The following is a 14590-nucleotide window of genomic DNA, read 5'->3' as shown; positions in this document are numbered from 1 at the left end:
CGATGCGCATCGTCGACGTCAATGAATTCTACTCGCCCACCGGCGGGGGTGTCAGGACCTATATCGACCGCAAGATGGCGATCCTGGCCGAGATGGGTCACGAGCTGATCGTGCTCGCCCCCGGTACCGAGGACATGGTCGAGGAGCGTCCCGGCGGCGGCAAGATCATCTATATCAAGGCGCCGCGCCTGATCCTGGACACCAATTACGGCATGTTCTGGGACGGCGATCCCGTGTGCCGCCTGCTCGACGAGCTGGACCCCGACATCGTCGAGGTTTCCTCGCCCGCCAAGCCCGCCTGGTTCGTCGCCGGGTGGCAGGGGCGCGCGAAGAAGGTCTTCTTCATGCACAACGACAATGTCGGCACCTATCCGGTCCGCTGGCTGGACGGCATCGTCGCGCAGGAACGGGTGGAGGACTGGTTCAGCTGGTACAGCCGCTACATGAACCGCTTCCTCGACCATTACGACCTGGTGCTGTCCAACGGCCCGGCGCTGGTCAAGCGGCTCGGCAAGCGCGGCGTGCGGGTGGACGAGGGGATTCCGCTGGGCATCGAGCGGCACTTCTTCTCGCCCGAACACCGCGACGAACGCCTGCGCGCCGCGTTGCTGGCGCAGTGTGCGCTGCCCGAGGATGCGCATCTGCTGCTGGGCCTGGGCCGGCATCACCCCGAGAAGCGCTGGCCGATGGTCATCGACGCGGTCGAGCGGGTGGCCTCGACCCGCCCGGTCGGGCTGATCCTGATCGGCGGCGGCGTCGCCAGCCGCACGCTGGAAAAGCGGATCGCGGGCAGCCCCCATATCCGCCTGTTCCGCCCGGTCTATGACCGCCCGCGCCTGGCGCGGATCATGGCGAGCTGCGACGCGCTGGTCCATGGCTGCGAGACCGAGACGTTCGGGCTGGTGGCGTCCGAGGCGCTCGCCTCGGGCCTGCCGCTGGTAGTGCCCGATTATGGCGGCTGTGCCGAGGTCGCGCAGCCGCTGTTCGCCGAGACCTTCCGCGCCCGCGACGGCGCGGCCTGTGCCGAGGCGATCGAGCGGCTGCTGTCGCGCGACCAGCGCGTCCTGCGCAATGCCGCGCGCGTCGCGGCCGCCAAGGTGTTCAGCGACCGCGACCATGCCGAGGCGCTGATCGCGCGCTACCAGCGGTTGCTCGACGGCGAACAGGGCGAACGCGCCGCCGCCTGAGCGGAATTGCACCGGAACGGACCGGGCCTTTCGCGCCTCCTGTGAGTATGTCATCATGACAAGACTGTCATGGGAGACGGTGGATGAGTCGTGGCTTCACGGTCGTGATCGGCATCATGCTGGCCTGTTCGGGCGCTGCACTGGCTGCGGACCGTCCTCCCGTCGAAAGCTGGGGCAAGCCCGGCGTCAGCTTCGACCAATATCGCAACGACGCAGTCGCATGCGCGACGATCGGCTATTTCCGGGACGTGTCGCAGGACGAACCTGCCAAGCGGTTCATCCGGGGCTTCGAGACGGCGGACAACGGTCTCAATCAGGCCGGCACGCCCAATCTGGATTTCTGGATCGATTTGGTGCAGCGGGTGCGCCCCGATCGCCAGAAGCGCGAACTGCATGCGATTCAGGTCGGCGATGTCGAGCGATGCCTGACCGACAAGGGCTATCGCCGCGTCGCACTGACCCGTGCCGAGGAAAAGACACTCGCCCGCTATCCGCGCGGGTCGGAGGCGCGGCATCGCTACCTCCATGCGCTGGCGGCCCGAGGAGCGGTGGAATGAAGGGGCGGACCCTATCCATCTTGCTGTTTCTGGCGACGGGAACGGCCGAGGCCGCGACCCGGACCCCGATCGAAACCTGGGGCAAGCCGGGTGTCGGCTATGACGAGTATCGCGGCGATGCGATCGCCTGTGCGAAGATCGGCTATTTTCGGGATGTGTCGCAGGACGAACCCGCCAAGCGGTTTATCGCTGGCTTTACGGCAGCGGATAATGCTCTGAATGGCGGTGGCGCTTCCACAAGCTGGACCGACTCCATTTTACGCACCCAGCCCGATCGCCAGAAGCGCGATCTGCATGCGATTCACGTCGGCGATGTCGAACGGTGCCTGACCGACAAGGGTTATCGCCGCGTCACACTGACCCGTGCCGAGGAAAGGACGCTCGCCCGCTATCCGCGCGGGTCGGAGGCGCGGCATCGCTACCTCCATGCGCTGGCCGCGCGCTGATCAGGCGGCGAGCAGGTCCGCGTAGCGGGACGGCCGGTGGGTGCGGGCGAGGCGCGCATAGGTCTTGTCGATGCTGTCGAGCAGCGCGGGCACGCCATTGTCGCCGGGATGCACCGCGACCCGCGCGACCGGGGTGGGGCGCAGGCCATGGCGCAGCACGGCGGCGGCGGCGAGCGAGCTGAGCTGGCGACCGCGCGAGCGGCTGGCCCAGGTGACGACGGGGCCGCGCGCGATGATCTTGCCATCGGCGGGCGTCCACACACGGAAATGATCCTCGGCAAGGCCAAAGCCCGCATCGCCGAGCGCCAGTCGGGCGTCATCCGAATAGAGCCAGGCGGGCGCGATGAAGCCGGTCGCGCGGCGGCCGATGATATCCTCGATCAGCGCGGTGCCGCGCCGCATCCGGCGCAGCGCCTCGGCGCGATCCAAGCCGACGAACTCGCCTTCTCCCGCCGTCATATGCTTGGCCTTCAAAGCGGTCTTCTGGTCGGTGTGGACCATGTCGTCCTTGTGCGACCAGCCATGGACGAACATCTCGATCCCCATGTCCGCCCAGTTCCGCAGCCGCGTGGCGAAGGGCGTGCCGGGCACGATCGGCGCGCTGTTCCAATGGTCGGGGATGACCAGCATCGCCAGGCGCGGGCCGCCCAGATGCCCCGACAGCCGGTCGAACAGCGAATCGACCGCCCCCTCGAAACGGGGGGAGACGTCATGGATCGAGGCGAGGAGGCGTTTCATGGCCAACCCCTTACACCCCCGCCGCCACGCTGCCCAATGGAAGATGCCCGCCGGCGTGATCGACCCGCCGGATCAGTGCGCCACGCGGATCAGCCGCAAGCGGGTGCCGGGAATCGCGACGGCTTGCCCCCCGGCCGCCGCTGCGAGCGTCGCGTCCAGCCGCGCATCCCCCGCCGACCAGGGACCTTCGCCCCCGACCAGCACCCAGTCGGCGGCGATTCGCGGCCGGGTCTGCGCGACCAGATGCAGCCGGCGCTCGGCGCCGGCATCCAGCAAAGCGCGGCTTCGAAAATAAAAGGGGCCGGTGGCGAAATCAGGATGCGGCATCCGCCCGGTCACCGCCAGCATCTGCGGCGCCAGCGTGGCGACCGGGCCGGTCACGCCGATCCGGTCCATGGTCGCCGCGACACGCTGCCCTTCGCCAAGCGCGGCGGGCAGGCTCATCGCCTCGTCGCGGCCGATCAAGGTGATCAGCGTCGGCACCAGCCCGATCATGGCGAAGAAGGCGAGCGCGCCACGCCAGCGCGGGGAGGGCTGGGCGACGTGCCACAGCAGCGCCAGCGCGACGAACAGCGGCGGCAGGAGGGGCAACCAATATTGCCGCCAGGTCGGAAAGGGCAGCATCGCGCCGATCGCGCCGCCGATCATCAACAGGACCAGCACGGCGGGCGGGCGTCTCCGCACCACCATGACGATCCCGACCAGTGCCGGCCCCAGCGCCAGGAATTTGAGCGAATCGATCAGCTTGGCCGCCCAGCTCAGCTTCCAGGGGCGGGCGGCGTAATATTCGGCCGGGGCTTGTGAAGGGAAATGCAGGACGCCGAACAGGAATCCCTCCGGTGCGGCGGCGTACAGCGCCGCGATCAGCACGATGACGGGCAATGTCCCGGCGACCACCCAGCCGGGCCGATGCCCGCGATGGGCCAGCGCCCACAGACCGTAAGCGACGGCCGGCAACGCATAGGAGATCTTGGCGGCGGCGGCGGCGGCCAAGACCAGGCCGGTCAGGATCGCGGTGCCCCGACTCGCATCGCCCCGCTCGCCCCTGGCCACCCCGACCAGCGCCCAGGCGAGCAGGGCGGCGGGCAGCGCATCGTTGCGGGCGGTGCCGACCGCGAACAACAGGATGTCGCAGGTCGCGAACAGCCCCGCCGCCCAGCGCGCCGCACGCCGATCCGCGCCCCACAGCCTTGCCGCCCGATACACGCCCGCGATCGCCGCCAGCCCGAGCAAGGCATTGACCAGCCGCAGCACCGGCCAGGCCCAGCGCCCGCTCGCCCAAGCGATCGGCGCGAACAGCAACGGCTGGAGCGGCGTCTGCAGATAGGCATAGTCGCGATACGGGATCAGCCCGGCGCCGCTGAGCATCGCGGCGGCGACATATTGGCTTTCGTCATGGTCGACCGGGCGGGCGATCGCCAAGGCGCAGAGCAGGACCGCGAGCAGTCCCGCCATCCACCAGGGCCGATCCGCCCGGCCGTTCGCGGTCACGCCGCGGTCGCGGTGACGAAATAGTCGAGCGCGGTCGAATCGCCGACCATGAAGCCCTTGGTCGGCGAAAAGCTGAGGCCGCGCACATCGCGTACCGTCAGCCCGGCCTCCTCCAGCAGCCCCGTCAGTTCATCGGGTGTCAGGAATTTCGACCAGTCATGCGTGCCCTTCGGGATCGTGCCCGTCCCCTCCGCCAGCGTGATCAGCGCCAGCCTGGACAAGGGCGTCCGGTTGGGGGTCGACAGGATCATCAGCCCGCCGGGCGCCAGCGCATCGGCCAGCCCGCGCACGAATCGGGCCGGATCGGCGACATGCTCGATCACCTCGAGCGAGGTGACGAGGTCGAAGGTCTCGCCCGCCAGCCCCTCGACGCTGCCCGCGCGATAGTGAATCTCAAGTCCCGACTGGGCGGCATGCGCGGCGGCGACCGCGACATTCTCCGGCGCGGCGTCGAGCCCGGTCACCTCGGCGCCGAGGCGCGCGAGCGGCTCGCACAACAGCCCCGCGCCGCACCCGACGTCAAGCGCGCGCTTGCCCTTCAGCGGCGTGAAGCCCTGTCCGTCGGCATCCCAATGCAGGTCGATCTGCTCGCGGATGTAGCGCAGGCGGGGCGGGTTCAGCCGGTGCAGCATCGCGCTGGACCCCTTGGGGTCCCACCACTCGGCGGCCATCTTTCCGAAATGTGCGGCTTCGGCCCCAATAATGGTAGAATCGTTCAAATGGCTTGCGTTCGTCATGGGGGCTACCTATCAGGACCGCCGTTTTACCCCAAGGAGATTGGCAAAAACCGCATGGCCCGTATCGTGATGAAGTTCGGCGGCACCTCGATGGCCGGAATCGAGCGCATCCGCAACGTGGCGGCGCGGGTCAAACGCGAGGTTGAGGCGGGCCATCAGGTCGCGGTCGTCGTCTCCGCGATGGCGGGGGAGACCGACCGGCTGGTCGGTTTCTGCCGCGAGGCCTCGTCGCTCTACGATCCCCAGGAATATGACGTCGTCGTCTCGGCGGGCGAACAGATCACCAGCGGGCTGCTGGCGATCACGCTCCAGGCGATGGGCGTCCCCGCCCGCTCGTGGCTGGGTTGGCAGCTGCCGATCCACACCGACACGGCGTTCGCGAAGGCGCGGATCGGCGAGATCGATACGACGGCGCTCGACGAAAGTCTGGCCAGCGGCGTGGTCGCGGTGATCCCCGGCTTCCAGGGCGTGGCCGAGGGCAACCGGGTCACCACGCTGGGTCGCGGCGGGTCGGACACGAGTGCGGTCGCGGTCGCGGCGGCGATGAAGGCGGAACGGTGCGACATCTATACGGACGTCGACGGCGTCTACACGACCGACCCGCGCATCGTACCGCGCGCGCGGAAACTGTCGAAGGTCACCTATGAGGAGATGCTGGAACTCGCCAGCGTCGGCGCCAAGGTGCTCCAGACCCGCTCGGTGGGTCTGGCGATGAAGGAACAGGTGCGCGTGCGGGTCTTGAGCTCGTTCGACGACGCACGGGACGAAGACGGACATCGCGGCACGTTGATCGTGGGCGAAGAGGAAATCGACGATATGGAACGCCAGCTCATCACCGGCATCGCGCATGACAAGAACGAAGCCAAGATCACCCTGACCGCCGTGCCGGATCGCCCCGGCGCGGTCGGCTCGATCTTCGCGCCGCTGGCCGATGCGGGGATCAATGTGGACATGATCGTCCAGAACATCGCGCATTCGACCGGTTCGACCGACGTGACCTTCACGGTGCCGTCGGCCGACTTGGCCCGCAGCCTCGACGTGCTGGAAAAGGGCCAGGGTGAGATCGGCTATGCCAGCCTGGTCCATGACACGCGCGTCGCCAAGATCTCGGTCGTGGGTGTGGGCATGCGTAGCCATGCGGGCGTGGCCTCGACCATGTTCCAGACGCTGGGCGCGCGCGGGATCAACATCCTTGCGATCACCACTTCGGAGATCAAGGTCAGCGTGCTGATCGAAGAGGACTATACCGAACTGGCGGTGCGTGTGCTGCACACCGCTTACGGCTTGGACGCCGAGGCGGCCTAACTCGATCCTCCCCAAGCTGTGCTTGGGGAGGGGGACCATCGCAAAGCGATGGTGGAGGGGCGAGGGGCCATGCCCCTCCACCACGCCCTGCGGGCGCGGTCCCCCTCCCCATCTGACGATGGGGAGGAATGCGCTCGCATCTTGCCGTCCGGCGCTACCCACGGCATGGAGCGTCGATGACCGACACCCACACCACCACCACCGGCGAACAGCGTCTCGCCACCCGCATGGCGCGCGGCGCGGCGTTCCTTGGCGCCGAGATGGCGATCATGGCGGGGGCCATGTCCTGGGTGTCGGAGCGCAATCTGGTCTCCGCCATGTCCAACGCGGGCGGCTTCGGCGTGATCGCGTGCGGGGCGATGACCCCCGAGCTGCTCGATACCGAGATCGCCGCGACCAAGGCGATGACCAGCCGCCCGTTCGGCGTGAACCTGATCACCATGCACCCGCAGCTGTTCGACCTGATCGCGGTGTGCGGCCGCCATCAGGTCGGCCATGTCGTGCTGGCGGGTGGCCTGCCCCCCAAGGGCGCGCTGGAGGCGATCAAGGAGACGGGGGCCAAGGTCATCTGCTTCGCGCCCGCGCTGAGCTTGGCCAAGAAGCTGATCCGCTCGGGCGTCGACGCGCTGGTGATCGAGGGGATGGAGGCCGGCGGCCATATCGGCCCCGTCTCGACCAGCGTGCTGGCGCAGGAAATGCTGCCCGAGATCGCCGAGCAGGTTCCCGTCTTCGTCGCGGGCGGTATCGGTCGGGGCGAGGCGATCGCTGGCTATCTCGACATGGGCGCGGCGGGCGTCCAGCTCGGCACGCGCTTCGTCTGCGCGACCGAGTCGATCGCGCATCCCAATTTCAAGAAGGCGTTCATCCGCGCCTCGGCCCGCGACGCGGTGGCGAGCGTGCAGATCGACCCGCGCCTGCCGGTCATCCCGGTTCGTGCGCTCAAGAACGCCGGCGGCGAACTCTTCACCGCCAAGCAGCGCGAAGTCGCCCAGTCGCTCGACGAGGGCAAGGTGGCGATGGCCGAGGCGCAGCTCCAGATCGAGCATTACTGGGCGGGTGCGCTGCGCCGCGCGGTGATCGAGGGCGATGTCGAGCATGGCTCGGTGATGGCGGGCCAGTCGGTCGGCATGGTGACCAAGGAAGAGTCGATCGCCGACATCCTGGCGCAACTGATGGCCGAAGCCGCCGCCGCGTTGGTGGCACGCGCGGCGTAGACCGGATTCCTCCCCTGTAAGGGGATGGGGACCATGCGCAGCATGGTGGAGGGGTGTCACCCCTATCGAGAGGGCGACACCCCTCCGTCAGGCCCTCACGTGAATTCTCCCTGACATATGACCCGCTTCGTCGCAGCGCTTACGACGCGTTAACCTTGATTCGGCATGACGGGGCCCAGGAGCCGGGGGCGGGATTTTTCCAAGGATCAGGGTCATGGCGAGTGTGCGTATTGTAACGGGTGTGGCGATCGGCCTGTCGCTGGCGGGCTGTACCGCACGCGAAACCGCCAAGGTCGCGCCGCCGCCGGTGATGGTCCCCGCCCAGCCGCAGGTGGTGCGCGCGCCGCTGCCGCCCGGTGCCACGCCGGGGATGATGATCCCCGCCAAGCTGCCCGATGGCAATTACGCCACCCCCAATCGCGCGCTGACCAGCGCGGCGACCGTCTGGCACCTCCGCTCCGCGCTCAACGTCGCCGCGCTCGCCTGTCGCGGTGCCGATGAGGGGCTGATCGTCACCCGCTACAACACGATGCTGACCACGCAGAAGACGGCGCTGGCGGCGGCGGAAAAGCGCTATTCGGCCGAATATCAGTCGCAGGGCGGCGACTGGCGCGATCGCTATGACGATGCGATGACCCGGCTGTACAATTTCTTCTCGATCACGCCGGTGCGCAAGACCTTCTGCGCCGCTGCCGATCAGGTGCTGGCCGACATCACCGCCACCACCATGGGCGACTTCGACACCGCCGCGCCGAAGCGGCTGGACCAGTTGAACGAGCCGTTCATCGCCTTCTTCCGCGCCTATGACGCCTGGCGCTCGGGCACGATGGTGCCGGTCCAGTCGCTCTCCGCGCCGCTGACCGTCGCCACCACCGCGCAGCCCGGCGTCGCGCCCGCGACCCAGCCGCGCATCCTGTCGAGCCAGCCGGTCCCCGCCGCCAAGCCCTACACGCCGGCCCCGACGATCAACCCGCCCAGCCTGTCGGTGAATCCGTCGGCGCTGCAATAAGCGGCCGGATCAGTCGGCGATCCAGAATAGCGATTCGACCGGTCGGCCCAGTGCCCGCGCGAGTTTGAGCGCGAGCAGAGTCGACGGTTGAAAGACGCCGTTCTCGACGGTGTTGATCGTCTTGCGACTGACCCCGATCGCCTGGGCCAGGCCGCCCTGGGTCAGCCCCGCCGCCTCGCGCGCCGCCTTCAGATCGTTACCGAGCGTCTCGTTCATCGGCTGGCGCGCAGTTCCAGCGTGGCGAAGCTTGTGAGTGCGGCTATCAACCCGGCGGTGATCGCAACCCGGCCCATTGTCACCGCGCTGAATGGTACGGCGTTCAAAATGGCGGTCATCGATGCCGTCGAGAGGATCATCGCCCAGAACCCGGCCTCGAAAGAGGATCGACGATGATCCCGGGTCGTCTCGTCATTCATCAATCGGGCGATCGGACCGCACCGGCTCCAGCGAAACGGCAGGCCGGTCAGGTTCAGTGCGGAAGCACCGATCATGACGAACCAAGGCAGGAGCCGGTTGGGTTCGTCATGGCCGTTGGCGACGGACAGGATGGTCGATGCAAGGAGAGCCACGGACAACAGATAGAAGACGACCGCCCGGCCACGGCTTCTGGCTTCGGCCTTTTCCACGAGATTCATCACGACCTCCTGTAACCTATAGGTTTCATGTAACCCGTAGGTAACAGGCGCGCAAGTGCCTTCCTTCCCCCGGGCGGATAGGTTAACGGGCGGTCACCATGACGGTGACGGGAGAACACCTGCCGATCGGCGGCCGCTTCGACGGGTTCGAGCATCGCTTTGCGGTGCGCGTCTATTTCGAGGATACCGACCTGTCGGGCGTGGTCTATCACGCCAATTATCTGCGTTATATGGAGCGCGCCCGCTCCGACATGCTGCGCGTCGCCGGGATCGACCAGCGCGCGGCGCATGAGGCGGGGCAGGGCGCCTATGCCGTCACCGACATCGGCATCCGTTATGCGGCCTCGGCACGGCTCGACGACGACCTGGTCGTCACGTCGAGGCTGATCGAGGTCAGTGCGGTTCGCGTCGTCATTCATCAGACAGTCAGGTGCGGCGCGGTCAAGCTGACCGATGCCAGGGTTACCGTCGCCTGGGTCGGCCCGAACGGCCGCCCGCGTCGGCAACCCGCCGACTGGATCGCCATCTACCAACGCCTTGTCTGGCAGGGGGACACCCAACACCCATGAATCCCGTCTTCAACATGGATGCCGCCACATTGTCGCCCGTCGCGCTGTTCCTGCAGGCCGATTGGGTGGTGAAGTTCGTGATGATCGGGCTGCTGCTCGCCAGCATGTGGACCTGGACGATCATCGTCGCCTTCTCGCGCAAGCTGGCGCGGACCCGGAAGGGCATGACCCGGTTCGAGCGCGATTTCTGGAAGGCCGAGGATATCGACGCCTTCCACCGGATGGAGCAGGATAATGAACTGCCCTCCGCGCGCGTCTTTTCGGCGGGTGTGCAGGAATGGCGGCGCTCGACCGCCGGCGGGCATATCGACCGCGACGGCACGCGCGAGCGTCTGGCGACCGCGATGGGATCGGCCGTGGCGGGCGAGATCGACAAATTGTCCGACCGTTTGAACGTGCTGGCGACGGTCGGCTCGGTCGCGCCGTTCGTCGGGCTGTTCGGCACCGTCTGGGGCATCATGCGCAGCTTCACCGGTATCGCGCAGGCGCAGAATTCGTCGCTGGCGGTCGTCGCCCCCGGCATCGCCGAGGCGTTGTTCGCCACCGCGATCGGCCTGTTCGCCGCGATCCCGGCGGTCATCGCCTATAACCGGTTCAGCCACGGCGTGAACAAGGTGGAGGCGCAGCTCAACCGCTTCGCCGACGGCTTCCACACCACGCTCAGCCGCCAGCTCGACCAGGCGCGCTGAAAGGGGACAGGCGATGGCCATGAACCTTCCCTCCCGCTCCGGCCGGGGCCGCCGCGCGCCGATGGCGGAGATCAACGTCACGCCGCTGGTCGACGTGATGCTGGTGCTGTTGATCATCTTCATGGTGACCGCGCCGCTGTTGACCACCGGCGTGCCGGTGAACCTGCCCGACAGCCGCGCCAAGGCGCTGGAGCAGGAGCAGAAGCCCGAGCAGATCTCGATCGACGAGCAGGGACGGCTGTTCCTGAACGAGGACGAGATCAGTGACGCCGACCTGCCCGCGAAGCTGGATGCGATTGCCGCGCGCAAGGACCCCGATGGGCAGGTGCCGCAAATCTATCTGCGCGCCGACCGTGCGCTGGATTATGGCCGTGTGATGCGGGTGATGGGCGAGCTGAACCGCGCCGGGTTGAACCGCGTGTCGCTGGTCACGGTAGAGGGGGCGGGCCCCCGCTGATGGAGCGCGGTGAGCGGATCGGATTGGCGGTTGCGGTCGCGGGGCATATCGTCCTGTTCGGCCTGTTGTCGGTCGGCTTCCTGTCGACGCCCAACCCCGAAAAGCTGAAGGTCACGCCGATCGACATCTCGCTGGTCAAGGATGTCGGGCTGGAGGCCGAATCGCCGACGCCCAATCAGCAACCCGCCCAGTCGATCGCACCCGAAGAAGGCGCACCCGAGGACGCCGCGCCGCCCGAGCCGGTCGAGGCCGAACCCGAACCGCAGCCGGCCCCGCCGCCGCCGGCACCCGAGCCGCGTCCGCAGCCCAAGCCGCAACCCAAGCCCCAGCCGGCGCCCAAGCCAGAACCGCGCCCGGCGCCGAAACCGCAACCACAGCCGAAACCCCAGCCCAAGCCGGTGGAGCGGCCGCAACCCAAGCCGAAGCCGCAACCGGCCAAACCCGCGCCCGCCAAACCGGCCCCGGCCAAGCCCGTACCGGCGAAACCCGCGCCCGCCGCCAAGCCCGCACCGGCCGTATCCAAGCCGAGCCAGTCGGCCGCCAAGCCTTCGGCGACCAAGCCGACGACCCCGGCGCGCGGACAGGGCAGCAGCGCGACCGCGACCGCCGCCAAGCCGCGCGGATCGCGGCTGGGGGATAATTTCCTGAAGGGCCTGTCGCCCGATCCGTCGCCGTCCAAGTCGGAGGCCGCGCCCGCGACCAAGATCGGCGCGCAGCAACTGGCCAACATCGCCTCGGCGATCCTGCGTCAGGTGCAACCCTGCGCCAATCGTCAAGTGACGCCCGGCCCCGGGGCCGAGCGGATTCGCGTGACGATGAACCTGAAGCTCAATCGCGATGGCAGTCTCGCCGCCGCACCGCGCGTGGTCGGCCATAGCGGCGTCGATGGCGAGAATGATCGCTATGTCGACCGCGTCGACGATCTGGCGATCGCCACCTTCAAGGGCTGCTCGCCGCTGCGTGGACTGCCGGCGGAACTTTACGATGTGCCCGGCGGCTGGAGCAACTTCACGCTGCGCTACAAACTTCCGGGTTGAGGATGATGCTTATGCCCCGTTCCCTGCTGACTCTTCCGCTCACGCTGGCCCTCGCTGCCAGCGCCCTGTCCGCACAGGAGGCGCCCGCGCCCCAGGCCGAGCCGGTACAGGCCCCCGCCGGGCAGCAGCCCGCGCTCGCACCCGCCAATGGCCAGGAAGGGCTGGTCGTCGATGTCGAGGGCGGCATCTCCGCACCCATGCCGATCGCCATTCCCGCCATGCCGACCAATGCCGTGGTGCAGACGGCGGCGGGCACCACCGATGTGGTGGGGCAGCAGCTGTCGCAGATCATCGCCAACGACCTGCGTAATTCGGGCCTGTTCACCCCCGTGCCGCCGACGCAGCTGCGCACCGTGTCCTTCCCGGAAGTGACCGCGCCCGCCTTCGACTATTGGAACGGCACCGGCGCGCAGGCGCTGGTCCAGGGCTATGTCCGCGCCAATGGCGACGGGACGCTGACGGTCGGCTGCTATCTCTATGACGTGCTGGCGCGCAGCGAATTGGCGCGGCAGGGCTTCGTCGTGGCGCCGGGCGAATGGCGCCGCGCCGCGCACAAATGCGCCGACAGCATCTATACCAAGCTGACCGGCGAAGGCCCCTATTTCGACAGCCGCGTCGTCTATGTCTCCGAGACGGGACCGAAGGGTCGGCGGATCAAGCGGCTGGCGATCATGGATCAGGACGGCGCGAACCACCGCTTCCTGACCAACGGCCAGTCGATCGTGCTGACCCCGCGCTTCGCGCCCAACCAGCAGTCGATCGTCTATATGTCCTATGTCGACAAGCGGCCGGCCATCTATGTCTATGACATCGGCTCGGGTCGCCAGCGGCTGGTGGTGCAGAACGCCGCGACGACCTTCGCGCCGCGCTTCTCGCCCGATGGCCGCTGGATTCTCTTCTCGATGGCGCAGGGCGGCAATACCGATATCTACCGCGTGTCGTCGCAAGGGGGGAGCCCACAGCGGCTGACGAACGCGCCGGGCATCGACACGGGCGGCAGCTATTCGCCCGACGGTTCGAAAATCGTCTTCGAGAGCGACCGGTCGGGCGGGCAGCAGATCTACGTCATGAACGCCGATGGCTCCAACCAGCAGCGGATCAGCTTTGGCGGCGGACGCTATGCGACCCCGGTGTGGAGCCCGCGCGGCGACCTGATCGCCTTCACCAAGCTGGGCGGTGCGTTCCGGATCGGCATCATGAACCCGTCGGGGGGCGGGGAAAAGCTGCTGACCGACAGCTGGCAGGATGAGGGGCCGAGCTGGTCGCCCAATGGCCGCGTCATCACCTTCCAGCGCTCGACGCAAGGCGCGTCGGGCAAGGCGGATGTGTGGATGGTCGACCTGACCGGGGTCAACGAACGCCGCATCCCGACCCCGCTCGATGGCTCCGACCCCGCCTGGGGGCCGCTGCGGCCGTAATCGCTTTGGGATGAGTTTCGGGGGCGAAACGAATTTAGAGGGAGTGACAGTCCAGTGACCAAGATCAAGACCACGCTCGTCGTCGCCGCCATGGCGCTGGCCATCGCCGGCTGCGCCAAGAAGCGTCCCGCCGTGCTGCCGCCGGCGCCGGTCGACCAGAATGCGGGCGTTGACCCCAATGCGGGCCAGACCAATCCCGGCGACGGCGCGATCGTCCCCGGCTCGGACGCCGACTTCAAGCGCTCGGTGACCTCGAACACCGTGCATTTCGGGCTGGATCAATATGACATCGATCCCGAAGCGCGCGCGATCCTGGACAGCCAGGCCGCCTGGCTGCAGCGTTATCCCAATGTCCGCATCACGATCGAGGGGCATTGCGACGAGCGCGGCACCCGCGAATACAATCTCGCGCTGGGCGATCGCCGTGCGAACGCCGCCAAGAACTATCTGGCGGCGCGCGGCGTGACGGCGGACCGCATGACCGTCATCAGCTATGGCAAGGAACGCCCGATCGCGCTGGGTTCGGACGAGGCCAGCTATGCGCAGAACCGCCGCGCGGTGACGATCGTCCTGGGGTGATGGGACGCGCGCTGGGCGAGGGCGGGGTGTACGCTTCGACTTCGCTCAGCGTGAACGGCGGTTGGGAGGCGTGGCACCCGACCGTCGTTGCAATGCCGGATATCCCGCCGCTCCGTTCAGCCTGAGCGTAGTCGAAGGCCAAGCGATGCGCTCGGGTTGATCCCGGCCTGGTGGTCTAAACGCGGTGTCCTTGGCGCTTTACCGAAGGGGCGAGGCGTGCGCTTCGACTTCGCTCAGCGTGAACGGAGGTTGGGATGGGGCGCGCCTGACCGTCGCGGCGATGCCGGGTATCCCGCCCCCCGTTCAGCCTAAGCGTAGTCGAAGGCCACGCAACGCGCTCAGGTTGATCTCAGCCCGGTCATTTAAAAGCCGTGTCCCCGGCGCTTTGCCGAAAGGGGCGGGGCGTGCGCTTCGACTTCGCTCAGCATGAGCGGTGGTTGGGAGGCGTGGCACCCGACCTTCGCGGCAATGCCGCATATCCCACCCCCGTTCAGCCTGGAGCGAAGTCGAAGGCCACGCGAC

17 protein-coding genes are annotated in these 14590 nt (G+C 67.9%); 12 read left to right on the top strand and 5 right to left on the bottom strand.

Annotation, left to right across the window (positions count from 1 at the left end):
• Positions 1-2: 2 nt before the first annotated feature.
• The 3 genes from GGR48_RS08695 to GGR48_RS08685 all read left to right on the top strand — a co-directional run bounded on the left by GGR48_RS08695 (position 3) and on the right by GGR48_RS08685 (position 2190).
• Entirely contained in the window at positions 3-1187 is a 1185-nt protein-coding gene (locus GGR48_RS08695; RefSeq protein WP_183951529.1) for a glycosyltransferase, read from the top strand.
• 83 nt (positions 1188-1270) lie between these two features.
• A complete protein-coding gene (locus GGR48_RS08690) occupies positions 1271-1744 on the top strand; it encodes a hypothetical protein (RefSeq protein WP_183951528.1) in 474 nt (157 codons plus the stop codon).
• Positions 1741-2190, top strand: coding sequence for a hypothetical protein (locus tag GGR48_RS08685; protein ID WP_183951527.1), 450 nt, complete (start codon positions 1741-1743; stop codon positions 2188-2190). The genes GGR48_RS08690 and GGR48_RS08685 overlap by 4 nt, the downstream gene beginning before the upstream one ends.
• Here GGR48_RS08685 and GGR48_RS08680 read toward each other — a convergent pair whose 3' ends face one another.
• The 3 genes from GGR48_RS08680 to ubiG all read right to left on the bottom strand — a co-directional run bounded on the left by GGR48_RS08680 (position 2191) and on the right by ubiG (position 5156).
• Positions 2191-2928 carry a polysaccharide deacetylase family protein gene (locus GGR48_RS08680; protein WP_183951526.1) on the bottom strand — a complete coding sequence of 246 codons (738 nt, stop codon included), beginning with the start codon at positions 2926-2928 and terminating at the stop codon, positions 2191-2193.
• A gap of 72 nt (positions 2929-3000) precedes the next feature.
• Positions 3001-4419 carry a DUF2029 domain-containing protein gene (locus tag GGR48_RS08675; protein WP_338110514.1) on the bottom strand — a complete coding sequence of 473 codons (1419 nt, stop codon included), beginning with the start codon at positions 4417-4419 and terminating at the stop codon, positions 3001-3003.
• On the bottom strand, positions 4416-5156 hold the full coding sequence (gene ubiG / locus GGR48_RS08670) for a bifunctional 2-polyprenyl-6-hydroxyphenol methylase/3-demethylubiquinol 3-O-methyltransferase UbiG (protein WP_183951525.1): 741 nt from the start codon (positions 5154-5156) through the stop codon (positions 4416-4418). The genes GGR48_RS08675 and ubiG overlap by 4 nt, the downstream gene beginning before the upstream one ends.
• 54 nt (positions 5157-5210) lie before the next feature.
• On the opposite strand from ubiG, the gene GGR48_RS08665 reads away from it, so the two are divergent.
• From GGR48_RS08665 to GGR48_RS08655, 3 genes are all read left to right on the top strand, one after another.
• Positions 5211-6461: an aspartate kinase gene (locus GGR48_RS08665; protein ID WP_183951524.1), complete on the top strand. Its 1251-nt coding sequence runs from the start codon at positions 5211-5213 to the stop codon at positions 6459-6461.
• 176 nt (positions 6462-6637) lie between these two features.
• A complete protein-coding gene (locus GGR48_RS08660) occupies positions 6638-7675 on the top strand; it encodes an NAD(P)H-dependent flavin oxidoreductase (RefSeq protein WP_183951523.1) in 1038 nt (345 codons plus the stop codon).
• 214 nt (positions 7676-7889) lie between these two features.
• A complete protein-coding gene (locus tag GGR48_RS08655) occupies positions 7890-8684 on the top strand; it encodes a hypothetical protein (protein WP_183951522.1) in 795 nt (264 codons plus the stop codon).
• A 9-nt stretch (positions 8685-8693) separates the two neighbouring features.
• On the opposite strand, the gene GGR48_RS08650 is transcribed toward GGR48_RS08655, so the two are convergent.
• Positions 8694-8900 (bottom strand): helix-turn-helix transcriptional regulator, encoded by a 207-nt coding sequence (locus GGR48_RS08650; protein ID WP_183951521.1) that lies wholly within the window; start codon positions 8898-8900, stop codon positions 8694-8696.
• The gene (locus GGR48_RS08645) at positions 8897-9319 is read right to left on the bottom strand and encodes a hypothetical protein (RefSeq protein WP_183951520.1); all 423 of its coding nucleotides are present in this window, start codon (positions 9317-9319) and stop codon (positions 8897-8899) included. The genes GGR48_RS08650 and GGR48_RS08645 overlap by 4 nt, the downstream gene beginning before the upstream one ends.
• Positions 9320-9417: 98 nt before the next feature.
• Here GGR48_RS08645 and GGR48_RS08640 point away from each other — a divergent pair, with 98 nt between their 5' ends.
• Genes GGR48_RS08640 through pal form a run of 6 tightly spaced genes read left to right on the top strand, consistent with a single transcriptional unit; the run spans position 9418 to position 14068 of the window.
• Complete coding sequence (locus tag GGR48_RS08640; protein WP_183951519.1) at positions 9418-9888, top strand: YbgC/FadM family acyl-CoA thioesterase; 471 nt, start codon at positions 9418-9420, stop codon at positions 9886-9888.
• The gene (tolQ, locus tag GGR48_RS08635) at positions 9885-10577 is read left to right on the top strand and encodes a protein TolQ (RefSeq protein ID WP_183951518.1); all 693 of its coding nucleotides are present in this window, start codon (positions 9885-9887) and stop codon (positions 10575-10577) included. The genes GGR48_RS08640 and tolQ overlap by 4 nt, the downstream gene beginning before the upstream one ends.
• Positions 10578-10590: 13 nt before the next feature.
• Positions 10591-11034, top strand: coding sequence for a protein TolR (gene tolR, locus GGR48_RS08630; protein ID WP_183951517.1), 444 nt, complete (start codon positions 10591-10593; stop codon positions 11032-11034).
• The gene (locus tag GGR48_RS08625; RefSeq protein ID WP_183951516.1) at positions 11034-12071 is read left to right on the top strand and encodes a cell envelope integrity protein TolA; all 1038 of its coding nucleotides are present in this window, start codon (positions 11034-11036) and stop codon (positions 12069-12071) included. Before tolR ends, GGR48_RS08625 begins: the two co-directional genes overlap by 1 nt.
• 11 nt (positions 12072-12082) lie before the next feature.
• Positions 12083-13489, top strand: a complete 1407-nt coding sequence (gene tolB, locus GGR48_RS08620; RefSeq protein ID WP_183951515.1) for a Tol-Pal system beta propeller repeat protein TolB — start codon at positions 12083-12085, stop codon at positions 13487-13489.
• A gap of 54 nt (positions 13490-13543) precedes the next feature.
• Positions 13544-14068 carry a peptidoglycan-associated lipoprotein Pal gene (gene pal / locus GGR48_RS08615; protein ID WP_183951514.1) on the top strand — a complete coding sequence of 175 codons (525 nt, stop codon included), beginning with the start codon at positions 13544-13546 and terminating at the stop codon, positions 14066-14068.
• Positions 14069-14590: the final 522 nt, after the last annotated feature.

The organism is Sphingomonas pseudosanguinis (assembly GCF_014196255.1).
Taxonomy (GTDB): domain Bacteria; phylum Pseudomonadota; class Alphaproteobacteria; order Sphingomonadales; family Sphingomonadaceae; genus Sphingomonas; species Sphingomonas pseudosanguinis.
Note: the sequence above shows the minus strand (reverse complement) of the source record. Positions and strands in the feature narration are given on the sequence as shown.

Coding starts and splice junctions, on each gene's coding strand:
- GGR48_RS08695 (WP_183951529.1), top strand. CDS start 3: ATGCGCATCGTCGACGTCAATGAATTCTACTCGCCCACCGGCGGGGGT.
- GGR48_RS08690 (WP_183951528.1), top strand. CDS start 1,271: ATGAGTCGTGGCTTCACGGTCGTGATCGGCATCATGCTGGCCTGTTCG.
- GGR48_RS08685 (WP_183951527.1), top strand. CDS start 1,741: ATGAAGGGGCGGACCCTATCCATCTTGCTGTTTCTGGCGACGGGAACG.
- GGR48_RS08680 (WP_183951526.1), bottom strand. CDS start 2,928: ATGAAACGCCTCCTCGCCTCGATCCATGACGTCTCCCCCCGTTTCGAG.
- ubiG (WP_183951525.1), bottom strand. CDS start 5,156: ATGACGAACGCAAGCCATTTGAACGATTCTACCATTATTGGGGCCGAA.
- GGR48_RS08665 (WP_183951524.1), top strand. CDS start 5,211: ATGGCCCGTATCGTGATGAAGTTCGGCGGCACCTCGATGGCCGGAATC.
- GGR48_RS08660 (WP_183951523.1), top strand. CDS start 6,638: ATGACCGACACCCACACCACCACCACCGGCGAACAGCGTCTCGCCACC.
- GGR48_RS08655 (WP_183951522.1), top strand. CDS start 7,890: ATGGCGAGTGTGCGTATTGTAACGGGTGTGGCGATCGGCCTGTCGCTG.
- GGR48_RS08650 (WP_183951521.1), bottom strand. CDS start 8,900: ATGAACGAGACGCTCGGTAACGATCTGAAGGCGGCGCGCGAGGCGGCG.
- GGR48_RS08645 (WP_183951520.1), bottom strand. CDS start 9,319: ATGAATCTCGTGGAAAAGGCCGAAGCCAGAAGCCGTGGCCGGGCGGTC.
- GGR48_RS08640 (WP_183951519.1), top strand. CDS start 9,418: ATGACGGTGACGGGAGAACACCTGCCGATCGGCGGCCGCTTCGACGGG.
- tolQ (WP_183951518.1), top strand. CDS start 9,885: ATGAATCCCGTCTTCAACATGGATGCCGCCACATTGTCGCCCGTCGCG.
- tolR (WP_183951517.1), top strand. CDS start 10,591: ATGGCCATGAACCTTCCCTCCCGCTCCGGCCGGGGCCGCCGCGCGCCG.
- GGR48_RS08625 (WP_183951516.1), top strand. CDS start 11,034: ATGGAGCGCGGTGAGCGGATCGGATTGGCGGTTGCGGTCGCGGGGCAT.
- tolB (WP_183951515.1), top strand. CDS start 12,083: ATGCCCCGTTCCCTGCTGACTCTTCCGCTCACGCTGGCCCTCGCTGCC.